Raw genomic sequence first — 20,516 nt, forward strand, 5'->3', positions numbered from 1 at the left:
TAGCGGGACGTTAGTTAGTCCTTGTTTTCATAGATGACGGGATTGCGGTTCGCTCGCTACTGCCAAACAAGGCACGAACGAAAATCTGCGGTCGACAGGAGGGCACTATGGCGCAATTGGTTTTGAGCACCGAAGGCGATGACGTGGTTGGAAACTCCGTGGAGCTGGACGAACTCGATTTGCCCAGTACCGCGCCGAAAATGCTGATCGCCGATGATGACCCGACCGTCGTGAGGGCGCTGGCGGATCGCTGTACCCGGATGGGTTTCGACGTCGAGACCGCGACCAATGGCATGCAGGCGATGCTCAAGGCGTCCCGGTCGAAGCCGGATATTCTCCTGGTCGACGTCAGCATGCCGGAGGTCGACGGGTTCTCGGTATGCGCCCATCTGCTGGACCCGACTCGCAAACCGCTCCATGTGGTGGTGGTGACGGGAAGTCGCGACTTCGAGGTAATCGAGCGCTGCGAAGGCTTTGGCGCGTTCTATGCCCATAAGGGTCCCACGTTCTGGCGTGAACTCGAAGGCGCGCTCGCGGAGATCTACCCGGCTCTGGCGTCGAAGATCCAGCATTGCGGGTCGCACCCCGCGGCTGCCAAGATCAGGACGCGCCCGCGCGTGCTGCTGATCGATGACGATCAGGATGTCAGGGCATTCCTGGCCAGCCGCCTCAAGAAATACGGCGTCGAGACGGTTTGCGCCAGCGATGCGACGCAGGGGTATCGCATGGCCTGCCGCGAGGATCCGACGGTCATTGTTTCCGACTACTTCATGCCAAATGGCGATGCGCAGCATCTCCTGATCCGGTTGCGCACAACACCCGCCACCTGCAACGTCCCGGTGATCGTGGTCAGCGGGCGGCATCTGGGGGAAGTGATCAAGCAGGGTCTACGCCGCGAAATCTGTGGTCGGGCCGGCGCGGCCGCCATCATGCAAAAATCGCTCGACTGTCAGGAGCTGTTCGGAATGCTGCAGAATTTCTGTGGCTTTGAGCTCGACGCCCGAAACATTTACTAAGGTTGTGGGAAAGGACTTATCCTCTGCCCGCAGCTTAGGGATCAGGCCGGGAAGGCGGTATGGGAACAAACATCACGCCCTACCAGCATATGCTGGACCATGTGACGCAGTACTTCATCAATCACGGCTCAAGCCCGGCAGATGCCGCCAGTCGCGCGATCGGCTGGATCGGCTGGACCATCCAGCGCCAGATCGACTTGCTGGCCTATATCGGCGTGGTCTTCTCGCTCGCCATCGTCGGCGCGGTGATAATTCCCATCGCGTTGACGATCAAGCCGATCAACCTCGCAGCGCCGCCGAAGGGGCACTAGATCAACGGCTTTAGACGCCGTCCAGAATAATCACCGTCGGCGCGTTGGGTAGCGCGCCGAGCGACATCCGCAGCGTTCGCGCGTTACGCTGGTCGATCGCAAAGTCCCGGCCGATCCGCTTCATGAAATCGCTGAGCGGCGTGGCGAAGCGGTGCATCGGCAGCACCACCGAGGCGCGCAGCCGTTTGGTAATCTCGGAGATGCCGTCGAGCGACATCGTGTAGCTGCCGTCGATCGGCACCATCACGATGTCGAGCCGGCCGATCTGCGCGAAATGGCTCTCGTCGAGTTTGTGGTGCAAATGGCCGAGATGGCCGATGCACAGGCCGGCGACCTCGAAGATGAAGATCGAATTGCCGTCCTTGACCATGCCGGCATTGCCGTCGTCGCTGTAATAGCGCCTTGTGTCGGTGGTGACGTTGCGGATCAGCACGTCGCCGACGCGCTGGTGGATCTGGGCTGGCTGGCCGCTGTCGGTCCAGCCGTGCAGAACGTGCTTGATCGCCGGATCGGGATACAGCGTGTAATGCGTGCTGTGGGCGCGGTTCATGGTCACGGCGTCGGGCACCCGGTCGAGCCGGTAGACGCCGTTGTAGTCGGTGGCGATGGTCACGCCACCCGGTGTGTCGATGTAGTAGGTCGAGTGACCGGCATAGGTGATCGAGACTTCCTCGGCCCGTGCGGCGGTGCGCCGCAGGCTGACGGGAATCGCGCGTGGCGGCGCGCTGGCCATCGCCAGACACTCGCTTCCGCGTCCGGCCTGTTGGGCTGCGGCCGGCGAGACCCACACTCCTAGCAGCGCAACGACAGCAAGCAGGGATCGCAACATCCGGGCGGCCTCCGATCGATGGAGGCTGTAGCCTAGCTCCAAGCGCCGGCCTTGGCCTAGCGACAATCATGGGCAGAGGCCGCGCAGAAACGCGGCACGCCGCCGCGGGGGGCATGCCGCCATGCCGCCCGCGATGTTGACCCGGGCGGCCTTGGCCGTCACGGTGCCGCGCGTTCCCTCGATCAGAAATCCATTTCATGTTCAGCACGGCCGCGCTCTGGATTCCCTTCACCATTCTCGCCGCCATAGGGCAGGTGGCACGCAATGCCATGCAGCGCTCGCTGACCGGTCCGCTCGGCACCTGGGGCGCGACCAATATCCGCTTCCTGTTCGGCTTCCCGTTCTCGATCGTGTTTTTCGGGGTGGTCATCGTCGCCACCGGCGACCGGGTTCCGTGGCCGACTCCGGCGTTCTGGCCGTGGCTGCTGCTCGGCGCGCTCAGCCAGATCCTTGCCACCGGCCTGATGCTGGCGGCGATGAACGACCGTTCCTTCGTGGTGACGACGGCGTATCTGAAGACCGAAGCGATCCAGACCGCGATCTTCGGCTTTATCTTTCTTGGCGATCACCTGACGGCGCTGAAGGTGGTCGCGATCCTGATCGCGACCGTCGGCGTGGTAGTCACGGCGCTGCGGCCCGGTGCCGTGCGCGACATCGGCAGTTGGCGCCCGACGGTGCTCGGCCTGGTCGCGGCCGCGGCGTTTGCGTTCTCGGCAGTCGGCTTTCGCGGTGCCATCCTCGCGGTGCCCGACGTGTCGTTCGTGACGGCGGCGTCCTATACGCTGGTGTGGGGCCTGTTCGTGCAGACCTTGGTGCTGACGATCTATCTGGTCATGCGTGCGCCAAAAGTGCTGCAGGATATCTTGCGGCTGTGGAAGCCGTCGCTGCTGGCCGGCTTCATGGGGGCCGCGGCCTCGCAATTCTGGTTCCTCGCCTTCGCGCTGACCGCCGCCGCCAATGTCCGCACGCTTGCGCTGGTCGAGGTGCTGTTTGCGCAAGCCGTGGCGTATTATTCGTTCAAACAGCCGCTCTCAGCGCGGGAATTGTCAGGCATTGCGCTGATCGTGGTCGGCGTGGCACTGCTGGTGGCGGTATGATCAGGCCTTGAAGGCGATCAGCACGGCGCCTGCCGCGATCAGCGCGATCCCGAGCCAGCCGTTCAGCGATGGCCGTTCACCGAGAAACGTTATGGCGAACAGCGCGACGAACACGACGCTGAGCTTGTCGATCGGTGCGACCAGCGAGGCCGGCCCGAGTTTCAGGGCGCGAAAGTAGCACAGCCAGGACGCGCCGGTGCCGAGGCCCGACAGCACCAGAAAAATCCAGGTCCTGGTCGAGATGGGGCCCGCTCCAGTAAATTTTCCGGTAGCGAACAGGATCGCCGCAAGGCTGGTCAGGACCACGATGGTGCGGATGAAGGTGGCGAGATCGGAGTCGATGTCGGAGACGCCGATCTTGGCAAAGATCGCGGTCAGCGCCGCGAACACTGCGGACAGCAGCGCCCAGAACTGCCACGACCACGCGGTGTCAGCGCCCACTTTTTAGTTCCGATCGCCAGGGAGAACCGGCAGCGGTGACACCTCGATACCTTCATCGATCAGAGATCGTGCTTCGTCGGGGCTCGCCTCGCCGTAGATCGGGCGATGCTCGATATCGCCGTAATGCATCTTGCGCGCCTCGTCGGGGAATTTCTCGCCGACATTGTCGGCGTTCTTAGTCACGTGGTCGCGCAGTTCCTTTATCTTGGCGCGCAGTTCAGACTCTTGCGCCATCATCAGCGGAGTCGAGGCGGTGCTGCCTTCATTGGACGCCGCAGGCTCAGTGGTTTCCGATGCGTCGCGGGCCTTGCCCTTCCGGCCGATCTGCGGCGCCATGATCGCCTTCTCGACCCTCACGGAACCGCAGTTCGGGCAGCTCACGAGCTTGCGCTTGACCTGGCTGTCATAGGCGCCCGAGCTCTGGAACCAGCTCTCGAAGCCGTGGCCGCGGTCGCAGCGCAGTGTGTAGCGGATCATGTCGCTTCACGAACGAGGTGCAGATAATCCGGGCCGGCCTTGGGATCGGCGACGCTGAACCGGCGGCCGTGCTGCAGCGACGGCACGCTGGCGCGCGCGGCCGTGACCTTGGCCGGGTCGATCTCGGCGAGGATGAAGCCCGGGTCGGATCCTGTGGCCTCGGCGATCACCTTGCCCCAGGGGTCGATGATCATCGAATGGCCATAGGTGGCGCGCTTGTTCTCATGCACGCCGCCTTGTGCGGCCGCAAAGACGAAGGCGCCGTTCTCGATGGCGCGGGCGCGCAGCAGCGTGTGCCAGTGCGCCTCGCCGGTCTTCTGGGTAAACGCTGAGGGCACCGCGAGGAACGACGCGCCGCTCTCGGCCAAGGCGCGGTACAGCGCCGGAAAGCGCAGGTCATAGCAGATCGTCAGGCCGATGCGGCCCCACGGCAGGTCGGAGATCACGGCGGTCTCGCCGGGCTGGTAATTGGCGCTTTCGCGATAGGTCTCGCCGTTCGGCAGGTCGATGTCGAACATGTGAATCTTGTCGTAGCTCGCCAGCACCATGCCGTCCGGCCCGATCAGGAACGAGCGGTTGGCGGCGCGGTCCGGCGTCGCCAGCACGGCGAGCGATCCGATGTGCAGATGGATCTTCAGCTCGGCGGCGAGCGCGCGATAGGCCTTCAGCGATTCGTCGTCTGCCTCGGTGCGCAAATGCTCGAATAGCGATTTGCGGTTTTCCTGCATCATGTTGCTGACTTCGGGCGTCTGCACGTAATGCGCGCCGGCCAGCGCCGCCTCGCGGATAAGATGGCGGCCCTGTTCCAGGTTCGGCCCGGCGAGCAGGCCGCTGCGCATCTGCACCATCGCGGCGGTGAAAATCTGGTTTTCGCTCATGAGGTGGCCTTTTCGCCGGCGATCATGCCGTCCAGTTTGCCCTCGCGGTCGAGCGCGTAGAGGTCGTCGCAGCCGCCGACATGCGTACCGTCGATGAAGATCTGCGGGAAGGTCGCGCCGGGCTCGGTGCGATCGAACATCTGCTGGCGGAGAGTGGGGTCGTTCGCGGTGTCGAAATGCGTAAACGCCGCCTTCTTGCGCTGCAGCAACGAGATCGCAGCGCTGCAATAGCCACAGCCGGGACGGGTATAGATTTCGATCGCGGCGGCCATGCTTGGGCGCTCCAGTTCGGGAGAAGTCCCCGATTATATGGGGGAGCGCAGGGCGTCCACAACCCGGGCGAACACCAGCACATCGACCTGCGCCGCTTTGGCGCGCAGCAGCGCACGGGCGCAGGCGTCCACGGTGGCCCCCGAGGTCAGCACGTCGTCGATCAGCACGACGCGGCGGCCCTGGATCTCGGCGCGGCTGGAGGGGGCGACCTTGAAGGCGCCCTGCACATTGGCGGCCCGCTCGGCGCGCGATAGCCCGACTTGGTGCTCGGTCGGCCGCACCCGGCGCAGCGCATCCCGCGATACCGCCACGCCGCTGTGCCGGCTGATGGTGCGGGCCAGCGCGCCGGACTGGTTGAAGCGGCGTGAAAAGCCGCGCCGCCAGTGCAGCGGCACCGGCACCAGGAGGTCGGCCTCATCCAGCAGTTCCTTACCGGCGCGGGCCATCCAGCGCCCCATCGACGGCGCGAGATCGGTGCGGTCATGGTATTTCAGCTGGTGCACCAGCGTGCGCGCGACGTCGTCATAGCGCACGGCGGCCCGCGCCCGCTGATAGGCCGGCGGATCGGCAATCGCCTGCATCGACAGGATGCCCGGTCCGGGATCGTAGACGAACGGAATCCCCAGCCGTGCGCAATAGGGTGGCGCGATGAACGACAGCTTGGCCCAGCACGCCGCGCAAACGCCCTCGCCGGCGACCGGTTCGCGGCACGCCACGCACAACGTCGGCAGCGCGATATCGAGGGCCGCGCGGGCGGCGTGGGTCCAGGCCAGATGGGCGAGCCGCAGCGCGCCGAGGAATGGCGCGGCGAGGGAATGGGAGGGGGCAGGTCCGGTGTCCATCGGCAAAGGCTAGCGCCGGCTTTTGCCGCGCTCAAGTGCGTTGCCATCGCCCCGGAGTTCGGCGTACCAACTGGCATGGCTCCGAATCCCTCCGCCCCGATCCTGTTCGACCGCGCGCTGCTGCGCGCCCGCCAGGCCCGCGCCAGAAAGCTGGGAGCTGCCACCTTCCTGCTCGACCGCGCGGCGGAGGAGATGGACGAGCGCCTCCACGCCGTGCTGCGCACCTTCACCAACGGCGCCGACGTCGCCACGCCGGGCGACGGCCTGCGGGCCGCGATCGCCGACCGCGTCGGCACACTCGCGCATGTCGCTGTGCCCGATGCCGAGGGCGACGGCCTTGGCCTTGCGCCGGAATCGCTCGATCTCGCCGTCTCCGCGCTGGGACTGCATTTCGTCAACGACCTGCCCGGCGTGATGGCGCAGCTTCGCCGCGCGCTGAAGCCGGACGGCCTGCTGATGGTGGCGATGCTCGGCGGCGATACGCTGACCGAACTGCGACAGAGTTTTGCCGCGGCGGAAGCCGAACTCGACGGCGGCCTGTCTCCGCGCGTGGCACCCTTCGCCGACCTGCGCGACCTCGGCGCGCTGCTGCAGCGCGCTGGCTTTGCGCTGCCGGTCACCGATGTCGAGCGCATCGTCGTGCGCTACGACAGCGCCTTCGCGCTGATGCAGGATCTCCGGCGGATGGGCGCCACCAATGTTCTGATGGAGCGCCGCCGCACCCCGCTGCGCCGCGCCACGCTGCTACGGATGGCCCAGTTCTACGCCGAACATTTCAGCGATCCCGACGGCCGCATCCGCGCGACCTTCGAAGTGATCTGGCTGTCCGGCTGGGCCCCGCATGAAAGCCAGCAGCAGCCGCTCAAGCCGGGCTCGGCGAAGGCCAGTCTCGCCGATGCCGTGCGGGGTTTGAAGCCGTAGCCCGGATGCTAATCCGGGGCCGGCCCGTCGACGCCGCTCCCGGATTGCATCGACACGCCGCGATGCGGCGTGTCGATTTCATCCGGGCTACAAACCGCTACAACAGATCGATCAGATGCGGGATCAGCGGGATGTCCGCGGCGGGCATCGGGTAGTCGCGCAATTTGTTGGCGCGCACCCAGGCCAGTTGCTGGCCCTCGCGCGCCACCGCGAGGCCTTCCCAGCGCCGGCAGATGTACAGCGGCATCAACAGGTGGAAGTCATCATAGGCGTGGCTGGCGAAGGTCAGCGGCGCCAGGCAGGCTTCCTGCACATTGATGCCGATCTCCTCGTGCAACTCGCGGATCAGCGCCGCCTCCGGCCGCTCATTGGGTTCGAGCTTGCCGCCGGGAAATTCCCACAGCCCGGCCAGCGCCTTGCCTTCCGGCCGCTGCGCGATCAGCACGCGGCCGTCGGCATCGACCAAGGCGCAGGCGACGACCAGAACGAGTTTCACGACCGGTAGTCGCCATTGATCGCGATGTATTCCTTGGTGAGATCGCAGGTCAGCATGCGGTCGCGGCCGGTGCCCAAGCCCAGCGCAACCTTGATCTGGATGGTCGGCTTCTTCATCGTCGCCGACACTTCCTTCTCGTCATAGGCCGGATCGCGCGCGCCCGATTTCGCCACGCGGATGCCGTTGAACGAGATCGATAGCTTGTCCCGGTCGGCGGGCTGGCCGGCCTTGCCGACCGCCATCACCACGCGGCCCCAATTGGCGTCCTCGCCGGCCACCGCGGTCTTCACCAGCGGCGAATTGGCGATCGACTGGGCGATCTTGCGCGCCGAGGCCTTGGAGGTCGCGCCCTCGACGATCACCTCGATCAGCTTGCGCGCGCCTTCGCCATCGCGCGCGACCTGCTCGGCGAGATCGGCGAGCAGCCCCTGCAGCGCCTTGACGAACGGCTTCAACTGCGGGTCTGCGGCCTTGGTGATCTTCGGCGCGCCGTTTGCCGCGGCGGCACCCGTCGCGAACATCATCAGAGAATCGGAAGTCGAGGTGTCGCCATCGACGGTGACAGCATTGAACGTATCGGTGACGCCGGCCTTCAGCAGCGCCTGCAACGCGGAAGCCGAAATCGGCGCATCGGTGAACACGAAGGCCAGCATGGTTGCCATGTCCGGCGCGATCATGCCTGAGCCCTTGGCCATGCCGTTGATGGTCACCTTGGCCTTGCCGAGCTTGACCGTGGCGGTGGCGACTTTCGGGAAGGTGTCGGTGGTCATGATCGCACGCGCGGCGTCCATCCAGCCATCCGGCGTGGCGCTGTCCGCCAGCGTCGCCAGCACGCCGTCGAACTTGCTGGCGTCGAGCGGCTCGCCGATTACACCAGTCGAGGCCAGGAACACATCGTCCGCCTTGCAGCCGACAGCTTTGGCCGCGATGTCGCCGGTCAGTTTGGTCGCGGCCCGGCCGTTCTTGCCGGTGAACGCGTTGGCGTTGCCGGAATTGACGACCAGAGCTCGGGCAGAACCGCCCTTCAATTTAGCGCGGCACCATTCCACGGGGGCCGACGGACATTTCGACGTCGTGAATACGCCGGCGGCCGTGGTGCCCTTGTCCATCACCGCCAGCAGCACATCGGTGCGGCCTTTGTAGCGAATCCCGGCCGCGGCCGTGGCCAGGCGCACGCCGGCAATGGCAGGCATCTCGGGAACAATGGTCGGGGCGAGCGGGGAGACGGGAAGGGCCATGAGCGCTTTCAGCTTGCTGGAAAAGATCAGGCGCTCTGTATCACCTCTGCGGTGTCGGCGGGAGGGGCGATCGCTGTCATGCGGCCGTCATGCTCAGCCAGGGCCGAACTTGAAGCGGCCGTCGTCTTCCAGGAACGAGCCGCTGCGCATGTAGAGCTGGCCGTTCTCGCCGATGAAGAACAGCGTGTTCTTCGGCACCTTCCGTGCGCCCTTCAGCAGGAATTTGGCGTTGCTGGTGCCCATCTTGTAAGCGAAGGTTTTGCCGTTGGCGTCGTAGCCATAGCCCATGTCCGGCGTCAGCACCCATGGCGTCGGCGGCGGCGACTGGGCAAAGGCTGGCATGGCCAGCACCGTCAGCCCTGCTGCGCAGATCATCGAAATCACTCTGGCCATGCTGCCATCTCCATGTATCGCGGGTAGCTTGAACAAATCACGAACGGTCCGCGGTGGTCAAGTTGCACGGTGCATGCGACAGGCCGGTCGCAAGTTGCGGGTTGCCGATCGTCGCGGTCCGGCTATCTTTGCGTCGGGTTTGTCGGTCTCCCATGAGGCCGGCGATGGGGACAGTTCGATGCAAGTGATCGTCAAAGGTGCGGCCGTTCTCGGTTTTCTGGCGCTGGCGCTGGCGCAGGGCGCCGCGGTGGCCGATGATTTCAAGCTCAGTAACAACCAGCGCATAACGTGCGGCCGCGGCCTCTCCGCCGGGAAGCTGTCGACCTCGACTTGCCGCTCCTACGCCTATTTGTTCAATGCCAGGACGTCGGAATATTTCCGCTGCTCGGTCAGCCTGTCGATGACCCGCGATACCAAGGAGATCATCAATACCCAAAGCGACGGCAATTGTGTCAAGAAGCCTCGCATCTTCGACACCGACGGCAACTACACATTTGACGCTACTGAGACCGAGCCGCCGAACACCAACTCCTTCTTCGGAACCGGCGGCTACGCCATCTGGGCCAGCGACATCACCACGCAGAAACTGCGCGGCTGCATCACCATCGCCTCAGGCCTGGGCTCCGATATCAGCAAGTGCGTGGATATGAAATTCGAGTGAGGTGGCCTGCCGCAACACTCCGTGTCGTCGCCGCGAACGCGGGGACCCATACACGCTGTAGACATAGCTTGAACGCGGTCGTGGTGGCTACGGTGATCCAACCTCAATGACCGAGGCTATGGGTCCCCGCTCCGCGCACGCCTTCGGCGTGCTAGGCGGGGACGACATGTGAAGCTGCCATAGCGATCAGACTACTCCGGCTTGATGCCGGCGAACTGCGCGACCTTGCCCCACTTCTCGATTTCCGAGACCACGAAGGCCTGCATCGCTTCCGGCGAACCGCCTGCGGGCTCGGCGCCGAGTTTGCGCAAGCGTGCGGTGCCGTCCTCGGATTTGATGAACTTTTCGATGCTGGCGTTCAGCTTGGTGATCATGTCCTTCGAGGTCTTCGCCGGCGCCGCGACGGTGAACCATGACGCCGCCTCGTAACCGGGGACGCCGGCCTCGGCGATGGTCGGGATCTCCGGCATCAGCGGCCAACGCGTCGCGGTCGATACCGCGATGGCGCGAATCGAATTCGACTCCGCGAAAGGCTGCGCCGCCGGCAGGTTGTCGATCATCAGGTGAACACGGCCTGCGATCAGGTCGGTCAGCGCGGGCGCGCTGCCCTTGTAGGGAACATGCACGATGTTGACGCCGGTCATCGACTTGAACAGTTCGGTGGAGACATGGGCAGTCGAGCCGAGGCCGGGGGTGCCATAAAAGAACTCGCCGGGCTTCGATTTCGCCAGCGCGATGAATTCAGCGACGTTCTTCACCGGCAGCGAGTTGGTCACCGAGAACAGGTTGGGAACCTTGGCGATGATGATCACCGGCGCCAGGTCCTTGATCGGATCATAGGCCATCGCCTTGAACACGAACTTGTTGATCGCATGGGTACCAGGCGTGCCGACCAGGAAGGTGTAGCCATCGGGCTCCGCCTTGGCGACGAAGTCGGCGGCGATGTTGCCGCCGGCGCCGGGCTTGTTCTCGACGATGAACTGCTGGCCGAATTCCTCGGAAATCTTGGCGGCGACGACGCGCGCCAGGATATCGGTGGTGCCGCCGGCCGCGAACGGCACGATGAATTTCACCGGCCGCGTCGGCCAGGCATCGGCGGCGCGGGCGTGTCGCGACAGCAGCGGCAGGCCGAGCGCGGCGGCGCCACCGAGGATCAGCGAGCGGCGGGACGGGGAAATGGACATGATATTCTCCACTGACGGCGCCAGGCAGCGCGGGTAGCGGTCATTCGACCGAAAGCTGGCGGGTTGTCGCCCGGATTGCCGCCCGGCACCAGTGGCCAAACGGCTAAAAAGTCCTGGTCTCTGGCATCATGGTAAGGAAAAGTACAAGCCCCAGGCCGGCGATCCCGGCCAGCACCAGAAACGCCGCAGCGTGATTGCGGACAGTGCCGGCACGTACACCGCGGCGGCGACACCGGTCAGCGCCTGCGCGGTGGCGACGAACAGGAAGCCGGGATACAGCGGCAGCACGATCGAGCCGAGCGTGACGGCGACGGCGGCAAGGATGAGCGCGGCGCGTTTCGCGGTGGTCCTGTCGATAAAGGCTCCGGCCGGCGTCTGAGCCACGATGCCGGCCACCGCCGCCACCGACATCACCACGCCGATCGAGGCCTCGTCCCATTTCTGCTCGGTGAGAAGATAGATCGCCAGATAGGGCCCAAGCCCGCCCCGCACATCGGCCAGAAAGAAATTCAGCGCATCGAGAGGGCGCTTGATCGTGTCAGCTTCGGTACGCACCGGCTATCCTTCCGGCACGTCGGTGCCGGCGATCCAACTACGCTTGAGGCCGGGGGTTCCTCGTCGGGCAGAATGGCGACGCCTACGATGTCGAAATTACCGACTATCACTAGGAGAGAGCATGAGCATCGCACGGGAAAAAATCCAAATGCACCGCCTGCCGAGCACCCCGGGCGAGATGCTGCTTCATGAATTCATGCTTCCCAATGAAATGTCGGCACGCGCCCTCGCGCGGGATCTGGGAGTTCCTCCAAACCGCATTACCGGCATCATCAACGGCAAGCGCGCTATGACGGCAGACACGGCCGCCTTGTTCGAGAAGCGTCTTGGCATGCCCGGAGAATTCTGGATGAACCTGCAATCGAATTATGATTTTGCCGTTGCGAGACAGCGGAACGCCAAGGCGGCTTGATCGGTCGCCGCGCCATCATTCGACTTGGGCGTCGCAACAACCTCTGTGTCGTCCCCGCGAAAGCACGGACCCACAGCCTCCGTCCGTTAAAACAGAAACGCCGCGGCTTCCCGGTTTCAACCGAGAGGCCGCGGCGTATGGGTCGGCGCGTTCGCGGGACGACTCGTGGAGCGCGAGAAGGACGCTGCGAATGTTGAGGTCGCAGCTAAAGGCTTCGCATCAGCCGCCGATGCCCTTTTCCTTGAAGTATTTCAGCGCGCCCGGGTGGAACGGGATCGGGGAGCGTTCCTGGATCTGGTTGGTCAATGAGAAGCTCTCGGCCTCTTTGTGAACGGCGACGAGGTCGGCCTTCTTCTCGACCAGCGTCTTGACGATGTTGTAGGCGTCGTCGTTGCTCATCTTGTCGCCGGTGACGATGATGTTCCAGACTTCGGTGTTGGCATTGTCCTTGTCCATGCCGGGATAGATGCTCTTTGCGATGTTGGACGGCGAATACAGCTTGCCGTATTTGGCGTTCATTTTCTCGACGAGATCGCTGTGATCGATCAGCTTGATCTTCATGCCGGGCGTGGCGGCGAGGTCGGTCACCGCCGCGGTCGGCACGCCGCCGACCCACATGAAGGCGTCGATCTTGCGGTCCTTGATGGCGTTGACGGATTCGGCGACGCCGAGCCGCTCGCGCTTCATGTCCTTGTCCTTGTCGAGGCCGGCCGCCTCCAGCACACGAAACGCCATCACCTCGGTGGCGCTGCCCGGCGATCCCGTCGAGACGCGCTTGCCCTTGAGGTCGGACATCTTCTCGATGCCGGCGCCTTCCACCGTCACCACATGCATGCGATTCGGATATACCACCAGCAGCGTTTGCAGCGGCACCTTGGCCTTGAACTTGTCCTGGCCGTTGAAGGCGTCGAGGGCGGCGTCCGCCATGCTGAAGCCGAGTTCGCTCTGGCCGGACGCGATCAGCTTGAGGTTATCGACCGAGCCGCCGGTGACTTCGGCGGTCGCCTGGGTGTTGGGCAGTGCCTTCGACAGCACGTTGGCGATCGCGCCGCCGAGCGGGTAATACACGCCGCCGGTGCCGCCGGTGCCGATCGCCATGGTCTTCTGCTGGGCAGTGGCGCCGCCGGCAATGAGCAGGCCGGCGGCGACCGTCAGCGCGATCGCGGTCTTCTGGTGCAGTTTCTTGAGCATCGGTCTCGTCTCCTGTGGTCGGATGAAATGGGATAGCGGAAATGGGATCGGGCCTAGGGGCGGGCCCCGGCCTCCTTCAGATATTTCAACGTGCCGGGATGGTAGGGCGCCGGCGACTCCGCCGTGGTCTGGGTGGCCAGGTTGATGTTCTGGGCCTCCTTGTGAACGCCCACGAGTTCGGCCTTGTTCTCGAAGATCGCCCTGGTGATGGCATAGGCGCTCTCGTCGGACATCTTGTCGGTCGCCATCACCTGGTTCCAGGCGGCGAAGCCCTTGCTGTCCGTGGTTTGGCCGGGATAGCTGCCGGCCTTGATGACGCTCGGCGCGAAGATCTGGCCGTATTTCTTTACGATCGGTTCGAGCAAGTGATCGATATCGATCAGCTTGATGGTGACGCCGGGCGTTGCGGCGAGGTCGGTGACCGCGGCGGTCGGCACGCCGCCGCCCCAGAAGAAGGCATCGATCTTGCGGTCCTTCAGCGCGCTGCCGGATTCGGCGACGGACAGTCGCTCGCGCTTGACGTCGCGGTCCTTGTCGAGGCCGGCGGCTTCCAGCAGCCGAAAGGTCTGCGACTCCGTGGCACTGCCCGGCGCACCGCTGGAGATGCGCTTGCCCTTGAGGTCGCTGAATTTCTCGATGCCGGTGCCGGCGATGGTGACGACATGCACCGGGCTGGAATAGATCGCGACGATGGTGCGCAGCGGCACCGGCTTCTTGAACTTGGCCTCGCCCTTCACCGCGTCGGCCGCGACGTCGCCGGTCATGAAACCGAGATCGGCCTGGCCGCTCTCCAGCAGCTTGATGTTGTCGACGCTGCCGCCGGTCACTTCCGCTGTGGCCTGGGTGTGATCCAGTTTCTTCGACAGCATGTTGGCGAGGCCGCCGCCGAGCGGATAGAAGATGCCGCCGGTGCCGCCGGTCGCAATCGCGATGGTTTTTTCCGGGGTCTTGTCTTGCGCCATGGCGCCGCCGGCCGCGCAAGCGATGCCGAGCAAGGCCATGCCGAAGGTGGTCCACTTCACGATGCGTACTCCCAGTGTCCGGCGCCGCTTATCTGCGGCGTCCGATCGTTCTCTCGTCACGCGCCGACCGGATCGGCATCCGGCCAGCTAGGCCGGTATCGGCCGTGGCGCGGTCTTGTACTGCCACATCAGCACGCCCAGGCCGATCAGCAGGCCCGGAACGAACGTGTAGCTGATGTCACGCCCGGTGATTGATTCGAGGATCGCCTCGATCAGGCTCGGGAAAACCAGCAACAGACCGGATAGCAGAAGCAGGCCGCGTTCGAGCGGGGTGGTTTGTCGCAGTGCCCAGTTTTGCGCAACGGCGGCCAGCGCCACCAGGCCCAGCGTCGTCTTGAAGGTGATCTCGATAATATCCACCCACGAGCCGCCCTTCGGGATCGCCAGCAGCAGGCCGACACCCTGCGGGTCGAGCACGAACACGAACGGCACCAGGAACGCCGGCAACGTATATTTCCAGGATTGCAGCGTGGTCTTGTAGGGGCTGCCGCCGGTGATAGCCGCAGCCGCGAACGGCGACAGCGCCGTCGGTGGCGACACTTCGGAAAGCACCGCATAGTAGAAGATGAACATGTGCGCGGCATAGTCGGGAACGCCGAGCTTGATCAGCGCGGGTGCGGCGATCACCGCGCAGATGATGTAGGAGGCGGTGACCGGCACCGCGAGGCCGATCACCCAGACGATCAGCGCGGTGTAGATCGCGGTCAAGAGCAGGCTGCCGCCGGCATAGGCGATCACGATCGAGGAGAATTTTAGTCCCAGCCCGGTCAGCGTGACGACGCCGACCACGATGCCGGCGCAGGCGCAGGTGGTGGCGGCGTTCAGCGCGCCGATTGAGCCGTCGCCCAGCGCCCGCACCAGCTTCCGCGGCACCAGCGCGGTTTCCTTGCGCAGGAAGCTGAGCGCGAAGGTCACGGCGGTGGCGTAGAACACCGACAGCGACGGCGAATAGCCGATCACCATGAAGATCACGACGGCGATCAGCGAGATGAAATGGAAGCCGTAGCGCTTCGTCATCTGCCAGATGCTCATCTCCGGCTTGAAGTGCACGTCGTGCGAGCCGAAGCGCTTGGCGTCGATCTCGACCATCAAGAGCAGCGACAAATAGTACAGGCAGGTCGGAATGGTAGCCATCCAGATCACGTCGAGATAGCTGATCTTGAGAAATTCCGCGATCAGGAAGGCCGCGGCGCCCAGCACAGGCGGCGACAGGATGGCGCCAAGCCCGCCCGCGGCGAGCAGTCCGCCAGCGGCGTTCTTCTCGAAGCCGGCTTTCGCCAGCATCGGATAGGCCACGGTGCCGATCATCACCGTGGTGGCGACGCCGGAGCCGGAGGGGCCGCCGAGCAGGAACGACGACAGCACCACGGTGCGGCCGGCGGCATTCGGCTTGCCGCCCATCATGGCCAGCGAGAAGTCGATGAAGAACTTGCCGGCTCCGGATTGCGCCAGCAGCGAGCCGTAGATCGTGAACAGAATGATCAGCGTCGCCGAGACGTCGACCGCAACGCCGAAGATGCCCTCCAGCGTGATGAACAGATGGCCGACCAGCCGTGGCAGGTCGTAGCCGCGATGCGTCCATGGCGCCGGCAGATGCGGCCCGAGCATCGCGTACGCGATGAAGAACAGCGACACCACCGGCATGATCAGTCCGGTGGTGCGGCGGGTGGCTTCCAGCAGCAGCACGATGAAGGTGATGCCCACCAGCACGTCGAGATGGTCCGGCATGGTGGCGCGATCGGTGAAATCGTCGCCGCCCCACAGCGCATAGGCGATGGTGCCGACGGCCACGATGCCGGGCACGATGTCCCACCAGCGCACCCGGTTGCGGAATCGCGTCGCCAGCGGAAATAGCAGGAAGCTCAGCACCAGCGTGAAGGCGACGTGGACGTAGCGCAGTTCCTGGGTCGGTACGATCGCATAGGCGGCATAGAGGTGGAACAGGCTCATCACCACGGCGATGCCGGTCGATATCGTCCCGGCCCAGCCGAGCAGCCGGTTGGTCGCGCCTTCGTCCGCCTCGATATAGGCTTCCGCCTTGAGCAGCGCCTCGTTGGAGACGACGACGGTTTCGTCGGCCTCGACTGTCGCGCGGGTTTTGTCGTCCGTCATATTCCCCCCGGGGAAATTTCGCCGGCTTTGCCGGCTGTTGTTTTTGCAGCGCCGGCATTGACGCCGTTTTGTCGCAGGGTTGCAAGGGGTGGGCCGTGAAACTTTGGTCGCGAGCAGCGCGGTTCCGCCGCTTCTCGGTCGCTTGACCGGCGCGGCGGCCACGTCCACGTTCCCGGCGGATTCGATCGGGAGTGCGGCTCATGAAGATGCGGTGGATCGCGGCAGCGATGGCGTTGGCAGTGATCCTGGGCCTGTCGGCGGCGGAGGCTCGGCAGCCGATCATCGTGCTGACCGGCGGCGCGTCCGGCGTGTACTACCCGCTCGGCGTCACCATCGCCAAGATATTCGCCGACATCCCCGACAGCCGGGTCGAGGTCCAGACCACCGACGGGTCTGTGGAGAACCTGATGCGGCTGCAGCAGGGCACCGGTCAGATCGCCTTCGCGCTCGGCGACGCGCTGCAGGACGCCTGGAAGGGCCGAACGGAAGCCGGCTTCGATGGCAAGCTCGACGGCCTGCGTGTGATCGGCGCGCTGTATCCGAGCTTCATCCAGATCGTCGCCACCAAGGCCAGCGGAATTCGCACGCTGCCGGATCTCCAGGGCAAAAGCCTGTCGGTCGGCCCCGAGAAATCCGGCACCGAATTGAATGCACGCGTAATTCTTGCGGCCGTCGGGTTGAAGGAGAGCCGCCTCGGACGGATCGAGCACAGGTCGTTCGGCGATTCCGCGCAGGCGATGGCGCAGAACAAGCTCGATGCCACGCTGCAATCCGCCGGCCTTGGCGTCACCGCGCTGAAGGAATTGAGCGACAACAACGACATCGTTTTCATCGCCGTGCCGAAACCGGTAGTGGTGAAAATGGGCGCCCCGTTCAGGCCCGGGGTCATCCCCGCCAACTCCTATCGCGGCCAGGATCAAGCATTGCCGACCGCACAAGTGATGAACTATCTCGTCACCAGCGCGGCGGTGTCGGACGACCTGGCCTACCGGATGACGAAGCTGGTATTCGACTCGCTGCCGGAACTCGCCGTCGCCCATATGGTCGGCAGCGACATCCGGCGCGAGACGGCCGCGAAGCCCGGCCCGGTGCCACTGCACCCCGGCGCGATCCGTTACTACAGGGAAAAGGGGTTGCTGAAATAATGCAGCGTCGCGGGAAATTTGCCTTCATCCTGGCATCGTGCTCCGTGTTGTCGGTCGTCGCATTCGCCGCGCCGTCCGGGCTGCCCGCCGATCCCGCTGTCGATTCCGCGCCTTGCGTGGCCGCGATCGCCTCCGGGATCGACGATTCCGTGATCTCTGTCTTTGATGCGTTGATCGACAACGACAAAACCCAACGCGCCGATCGCCTGAAGGCGTTGCTGGCGCGGGGCGCGGCCTATCAGCGCCGCAGCGACATCGACCGCGCCATTGCCGATTTTGATGTGGCGCTGCGGCTCGATCCGAAGCTTGCCGACGTCTTCAACACCCGCGGCGAGTTGCATCGCAGCCGGGCGGACCGGCCACGCGCGCTCGCCGATTTCGGCGCTGCGCTGAAGATCGACCCGCAGCACGCCGCGGCGCGGGCCAATTTCAAGGCGCTGGCGCTGGAGTTGGAAAAGATCGGTGCCGATATGGCAATCAAAGGTCGACAAAACCGCCCTTGAAATAATGCTTCATCGGGTAACAATGCCGGCCGTGCCTCCGGCGTAACGACCGGGGCCGGGAGATACGTCATGACCATTCACGACCAGAGCCGCTACGCGGAGACCCACGCCCGTTCGATCGCCGACCCCGAGGGGTTCTGGGGCGAGGCGGCGCGCGAAATCGACTGGATCGAGCCAGCGCGAAAGATATTCGATCCCTCGATGGGCCTGTATGGCCGCTGGTTCGCCGGCGCCGTCGTCAACACCTGCTACAATGCGCTCGACCGCCACGTCGCGGGCGGCCGTGCCGACCAGGTCGCGTTGATCCACGATTCGCCACTGGCCGATCCTACCGGACCAACCACCATCACCCGATACACCTACGCCGAAATGCTGCACGAGGTCGAGGCGCTCGGCGCCATCATGCAGGATTTCGGCGTCGCCAAGGGCGACCGTGTCATTCTGTATATGCCGATGGTGCCGGAGGCGATGATCGCTATGCTGGCCTGCGCGCGGATCGGCGCGGTGCATTCGGTGGTGTTCGGCGGCTTTGCCTCAAAAGAACTCGCCACCCGTATCGAGGACGCCCAGCCGAAGCTGATCTTCTCCGCCAGCTGCGGCCTCGAGCCCGGCCGCCTCGTACAGTACAAACCGTTGCTCGACGAGGCGATCGCGCTGTCCAGCGTCAAGCCGGCCGCCTGCATCATCCTGCAGCGGCCGCAGCACGCCTGCGATCTCATAGCGGGGCGCGATCACGACTGGGCGGAGCTACGCAGCCAGGCGATCGCGGCGAAGAAATCCGCTCCTTGCGTGCCGGTGCTGGCGACCGATCCGCTCTATATCCTCTATACCTCGGGCACCACCGGCAAGCCTAAGGGCGTGGTGCGCGACAATGGCGGCCATCTCGTCGCGCTGAAATGGTCGATGTGGAATCTCTACGGCGTGAAGCCCGGCGAGGTCTGGTGGTGCGGCTCCGACATCGGCTGGGTGGTCGGCCACAGCTACATCATCTACGGCCCGCTGCTGCACGGGGCGACCTCGGTCATGTATGAGGGCAAGCCGGTCGGCACCCCGGACGCAGGCGCGTTCTGGCGGGTGATTGCCGAGCACAAGGCGGTCGCCTTCTTCACTGCGCCGACCGCCTTCCGCGCGATCCGTAAGGAAGACCCCGACGGCACCTTCATCCGCAAATACAATCTGTCGCATCTGCGCACCCTGTTCCTGGCCGGCGAGCGCGCCGATCCGCCGACGGTAGAGTGGGCCGAGCAGCAGTTGCAGAAGCCGGTGATCGATCACTGGTGGCAGACCGAGACCGGCTGGTGCATTGCCGGCAATCCGGTCGGCCTCGGCCTGCTGCCGGTCAAGCACGGCTCGCCGACCGTGCCGATGCCCGGCTACAAGGTGGAAGTGGTCGACGAGGCGGCCAAGCCCTTGCCCGCGGGCACGATGGGATCTCTGGTAATCAAGCTGCCGATGCCGCCGGGCTGCCTGCCGACACTCTGGGAGCAGGACGAGCGCTGCAAAGAAGCCTATTTCAACGAATTCCCCGGCTATTACAAAACCTCCGACGCGGGCTATCTCGACGCCGACGGCTATGTCTTCGTGATGGGTCGCACCGACGACATCATCAATGTCGCCGGTCACCGGCTGTCGACCGGCGGCATGGAGGAGATTCTCGCCAGCCACCCCGACGTCGCCGAATGCGCCGTGCTGGGCATCCGCGACGCCATCAAGGGCGAGGCGCCGTGCGGCTTCCTGGTGCTCAAGGCCGGGGTGACCAAGAGCCATGCCGAGATCGAGAAGGAAGTGGTGGCGCTGGTGCGCCAGAAGCTCGGGCCGGTGGCGGCGTTCAAGCTGGCGATCACCGTCGGCCGGCTGCCGAAGACGCGGTCGGGAAAAATTCTTCGCGGCACCATCAAGAAGATCGCTGACGGCGATGCCTGGGCGATGCCGGCGACGATCGAAGACGCCCGCGTGCTCGACGAGATCGGCGACGCGCTGAAGGGCAGGGTTTGATTGTCATTCCGGGGCGAGAGCGCGTCAGCGCGATCGAACCCGGAATCCCGAAATGTTCAGCGCAAAACATCGGGATTCCCCGCCACTCCAGTTGGAGTGGCTGAGGCCTGCGCCAACCGGCTTCGCCGTCTGTCGCATCCCGGAATGACAGCCAAGGCCCCCCTTACAATCCCCGCATTTCGCGCTAAACACGGCGCTAATCTCTCGCCTCCAGGATTTCCGCATGCGCCCGACCAGAACCCATCTCATCGCGCTGACGCTGGCCGCTCTGGCGCTGGCGTCCTGCGCGCGGCGCAGCGACGTGCCGGTGTCGAGCCTCGGCGAGGATGACGACGCGATCTGCCGCGCCAACGGCGTAGTCGTCGGCTCGGCCGACTATGCCGCATGCCGCAAGAACCGCGATGTTCAGCGCAGCAATTCGATTCAGCGGGCCGATCGCGCCCAGCGCAATCTCGGCGAATACATGCTGAACAATCCCGGCAGGCCCTGAGCCGCTTGTGCCCACGGCCGCTGTGACTTCAAGG

23 protein-coding genes and 1 pseudogene are annotated in these 20,516 nt (G+C 64.8%); 10 read left to right on the forward strand and 14 right to left on the reverse strand.

Going from position 1 to position 20,516, the window contains the following annotated elements; genetic code table 11:
• Window positions 1-107: 107 nt before the first annotated feature.
• Together FNL56_RS03930 and FNL56_RS03935 are read left to right on the forward strand one after the other, a co-directional pair.
• Complete coding sequence (locus FNL56_RS03930; protein WP_143577514.1) at window positions 108-1,016, forward strand: response regulator; 909 nt, start codon at window positions 108-110, stop codon at window positions 1,014-1,016.
• 59 nt (window positions 1,017-1,075) lie between these two features.
• Window positions 1,076-1,327, forward strand: a complete 252-nt coding sequence (locus tag FNL56_RS03935; RefSeq protein WP_143571683.1) for a hypothetical protein — start codon at window positions 1,076-1,078, stop codon at window positions 1,325-1,327.
• Between the two features lie 10 nt (window positions 1,328-1,337).
• On the opposite strand, the gene FNL56_RS03940 is transcribed toward FNL56_RS03935, so the two are convergent.
• Window positions 1,338-2,156 carry an MBL fold metallo-hydrolase gene (locus FNL56_RS03940; RefSeq protein ID WP_143581787.1) on the reverse strand — a complete coding sequence of 273 codons (819 nt, stop codon included), beginning with the start codon at window positions 2,154-2,156 and terminating at the stop codon, window positions 1,338-1,340.
• A 197-nt stretch (window positions 2,157-2,353) separates the two neighbouring features.
• Here FNL56_RS03940 and FNL56_RS03945 point away from each other — a divergent pair, with 197 nt between their 5' ends.
• Window positions 2,354-3,253, forward strand: a complete 900-nt coding sequence (locus tag FNL56_RS03945; RefSeq protein WP_143571685.1) for an EamA family transporter — start codon at window positions 2,354-2,356, stop codon at window positions 3,251-3,253.
• Here the strand turns inward: FNL56_RS03945 and FNL56_RS03950 are convergent, their stop codons facing one another.
• Genes FNL56_RS03950 through FNL56_RS03970 form a run of 5 tightly spaced genes read right to left on the reverse strand, consistent with a single transcriptional unit; the run spans window position 3,254 to window position 6,164 of the window.
• Window positions 3,254-3,694, reverse strand: coding sequence for an EamA family transporter (locus tag FNL56_RS03950; protein WP_143571686.1), 441 nt, complete (start codon window positions 3,692-3,694; stop codon window positions 3,254-3,256).
• 3 nt (window positions 3,695-3,697) lie between these two features.
• Window positions 3,698-4,171 (reverse strand): DUF1178 family protein, encoded by a 474-nt coding sequence (locus FNL56_RS03955; protein WP_143581788.1) that lies wholly within the window; start codon window positions 4,169-4,171, stop codon window positions 3,698-3,700.
• Window positions 4,168-5,049 carry a carbon-nitrogen hydrolase family protein gene (locus FNL56_RS03960; protein ID WP_143571688.1) on the reverse strand — a complete coding sequence of 294 codons (882 nt, stop codon included), beginning with the start codon at window positions 5,047-5,049 and terminating at the stop codon, window positions 4,168-4,170. The genes FNL56_RS03955 and FNL56_RS03960 overlap by 4 nt, the downstream gene beginning before the upstream one ends.
• Window positions 5,046-5,321, reverse strand: a complete 276-nt coding sequence (gene grxC / locus FNL56_RS03965; RefSeq protein WP_143571689.1) for a glutaredoxin 3 — start codon at window positions 5,319-5,321, stop codon at window positions 5,046-5,048. Before grxC ends, FNL56_RS03960 begins: the two co-directional genes overlap by 4 nt.
• A gap of 33 nt (window positions 5,322-5,354) precedes the next feature.
• On the reverse strand, window positions 5,355-6,164 hold the full coding sequence (locus tag FNL56_RS03970) for a ComF family protein (RefSeq protein WP_143571690.1): 810 nt from the start codon (window positions 6,162-6,164) through the stop codon (window positions 5,355-5,357).
• Window positions 6,165-6,239: 75 nt separating this feature from the next.
• On the opposite strand from FNL56_RS03970, the gene FNL56_RS03975 reads away from it, so the two are divergent.
• Window positions 6,240-7,085 carry a methyltransferase domain-containing protein gene (locus FNL56_RS03975; RefSeq protein WP_143571691.1) on the forward strand — a complete coding sequence of 282 codons (846 nt, stop codon included), beginning with the start codon at window positions 6,240-6,242 and terminating at the stop codon, window positions 7,083-7,085.
• 97 nt (window positions 7,086-7,182) lie between these two features.
• Here FNL56_RS03975 and FNL56_RS03980 read toward each other — a convergent pair whose 3' ends face one another.
• The 3 genes from FNL56_RS03980 to FNL56_RS03990 form a co-directional block, all read right to left on the reverse strand.
• Window positions 7,183-7,581: a (deoxy)nucleoside triphosphate pyrophosphohydrolase gene (locus tag FNL56_RS03980; protein ID WP_246660849.1), complete on the reverse strand. Its 399-nt coding sequence runs from the start codon at window positions 7,579-7,581 to the stop codon at window positions 7,183-7,185.
• Window positions 7,578-8,819: a bifunctional glutamate N-acetyltransferase/amino-acid acetyltransferase ArgJ gene (argJ, locus tag FNL56_RS03985; RefSeq protein WP_143571693.1), complete on the reverse strand. Its 1,242-nt coding sequence runs from the start codon at window positions 8,817-8,819 to the stop codon at window positions 7,578-7,580. Before argJ ends, FNL56_RS03980 begins: the two co-directional genes overlap by 4 nt.
• A gap of 93 nt (window positions 8,820-8,912) precedes the next feature.
• Window positions 8,913-9,161 (reverse strand): hypothetical protein, encoded by a 249-nt coding sequence (locus tag FNL56_RS03990; RefSeq protein WP_246660966.1) that lies wholly within the window; start codon window positions 9,159-9,161, stop codon window positions 8,913-8,915.
• Window positions 9,162-9,390: 229 nt separating this feature from the next.
• Between FNL56_RS03990 and FNL56_RS03995 the strand changes: the two genes are divergently transcribed.
• Window positions 9,391-9,873 (forward strand): hypothetical protein, encoded by a 483-nt coding sequence (locus tag FNL56_RS03995; protein ID WP_143571695.1) that lies wholly within the window; start codon window positions 9,391-9,393, stop codon window positions 9,871-9,873.
• Between the two features lie 191 nt (window positions 9,874-10,064).
• Here the strand turns inward: FNL56_RS03995 and FNL56_RS04000 are convergent, their stop codons facing one another.
• Together FNL56_RS04000 and FNL56_RS04005 are read right to left on the reverse strand one after the other, a co-directional pair.
• Entirely contained in the window at window positions 10,065-11,057 is a 993-nt protein-coding gene (locus tag FNL56_RS04000; RefSeq protein ID WP_143571696.1) for a Bug family tripartite tricarboxylate transporter substrate binding protein, read from the reverse strand.
• A gap of 186 nt (window positions 11,058-11,243) precedes the next feature.
• Window positions 11,244-11,612 (reverse strand): annotated as a pseudogene (locus FNL56_RS04005) (MFS transporter); the annotation flags it as partial.
• 121 nt (window positions 11,613-11,733) lie between these two features.
• On the opposite strand from FNL56_RS04005, the gene FNL56_RS04010 reads away from it, so the two are divergent.
• On the forward strand, window positions 11,734-12,024 hold the full coding sequence (locus tag FNL56_RS04010; RefSeq protein ID WP_246660850.1) for a HigA family addiction module antitoxin: 291 nt from the start codon (window positions 11,734-11,736) through the stop codon (window positions 12,022-12,024).
• Between the two features lie 219 nt (window positions 12,025-12,243).
• Here the strand turns inward: FNL56_RS04010 and FNL56_RS04015 are convergent, their stop codons facing one another.
• The 3 genes from FNL56_RS04015 to FNL56_RS04025 form a co-directional block, all read right to left on the reverse strand.
• Window positions 12,244-13,215, reverse strand: coding sequence for a TAXI family TRAP transporter solute-binding subunit (locus tag FNL56_RS04015; RefSeq protein ID WP_143571698.1), 972 nt, complete (start codon window positions 13,213-13,215; stop codon window positions 12,244-12,246).
• A gap of 53 nt (window positions 13,216-13,268) precedes the next feature.
• On the reverse strand, window positions 13,269-14,237 hold the full coding sequence (locus tag FNL56_RS04020) for a TAXI family TRAP transporter solute-binding subunit (protein WP_210245461.1): 969 nt from the start codon (window positions 14,235-14,237) through the stop codon (window positions 13,269-13,271).
• Between the two features lie 87 nt (window positions 14,238-14,324).
• Window positions 14,325-16,349, reverse strand: a complete 2,025-nt coding sequence (locus FNL56_RS04025; protein ID WP_143571699.1) for a TRAP transporter permease — start codon at window positions 16,347-16,349, stop codon at window positions 14,325-14,327.
• A gap of 200 nt (window positions 16,350-16,549) precedes the next feature.
• On the opposite strand from FNL56_RS04025, the gene FNL56_RS04030 reads away from it, so the two are divergent.
• The 4 genes from FNL56_RS04030 to FNL56_RS04045 all read left to right on the forward strand — a co-directional run bounded on the left by FNL56_RS04030 (window position 16,550) and on the right by FNL56_RS04045 (window position 20,482).
• Window positions 16,550-17,494: a TAXI family TRAP transporter solute-binding subunit gene (locus FNL56_RS04030; protein ID WP_143571700.1), complete on the forward strand. Its 945-nt coding sequence runs from the start codon at window positions 16,550-16,552 to the stop codon at window positions 17,492-17,494.
• 116 nt (window positions 17,495-17,610) lie between these two features.
• Window positions 17,611-17,997, forward strand: coding sequence for a tetratricopeptide repeat protein (locus FNL56_RS04035; RefSeq protein ID WP_143581789.1), 387 nt, complete (start codon window positions 17,611-17,613; stop codon window positions 17,995-17,997).
• Between the two features lie 69 nt (window positions 17,998-18,066).
• The gene (locus FNL56_RS04040) at window positions 18,067-19,992 is read left to right on the forward strand and encodes a propionyl-CoA synthetase (RefSeq protein ID WP_143581790.1); all 1,926 of its coding nucleotides are present in this window, start codon (window positions 18,067-18,069) and stop codon (window positions 19,990-19,992) included.
• A gap of 223 nt (window positions 19,993-20,215) precedes the next feature.
• On the forward strand, window positions 20,216-20,482 hold the full coding sequence (locus FNL56_RS04045; protein ID WP_143571703.1) for a hypothetical protein: 267 nt from the start codon (window positions 20,216-20,218) through the stop codon (window positions 20,480-20,482).
• Window positions 20,483-20,516: the final 34 nt, after the last annotated feature.

It is taken from the genome of Tardiphaga sp. vice304, assembly GCF_007018905.1.
GTDB lineage: Bacteria > Pseudomonadota > Alphaproteobacteria > Rhizobiales > Xanthobacteraceae > Tardiphaga.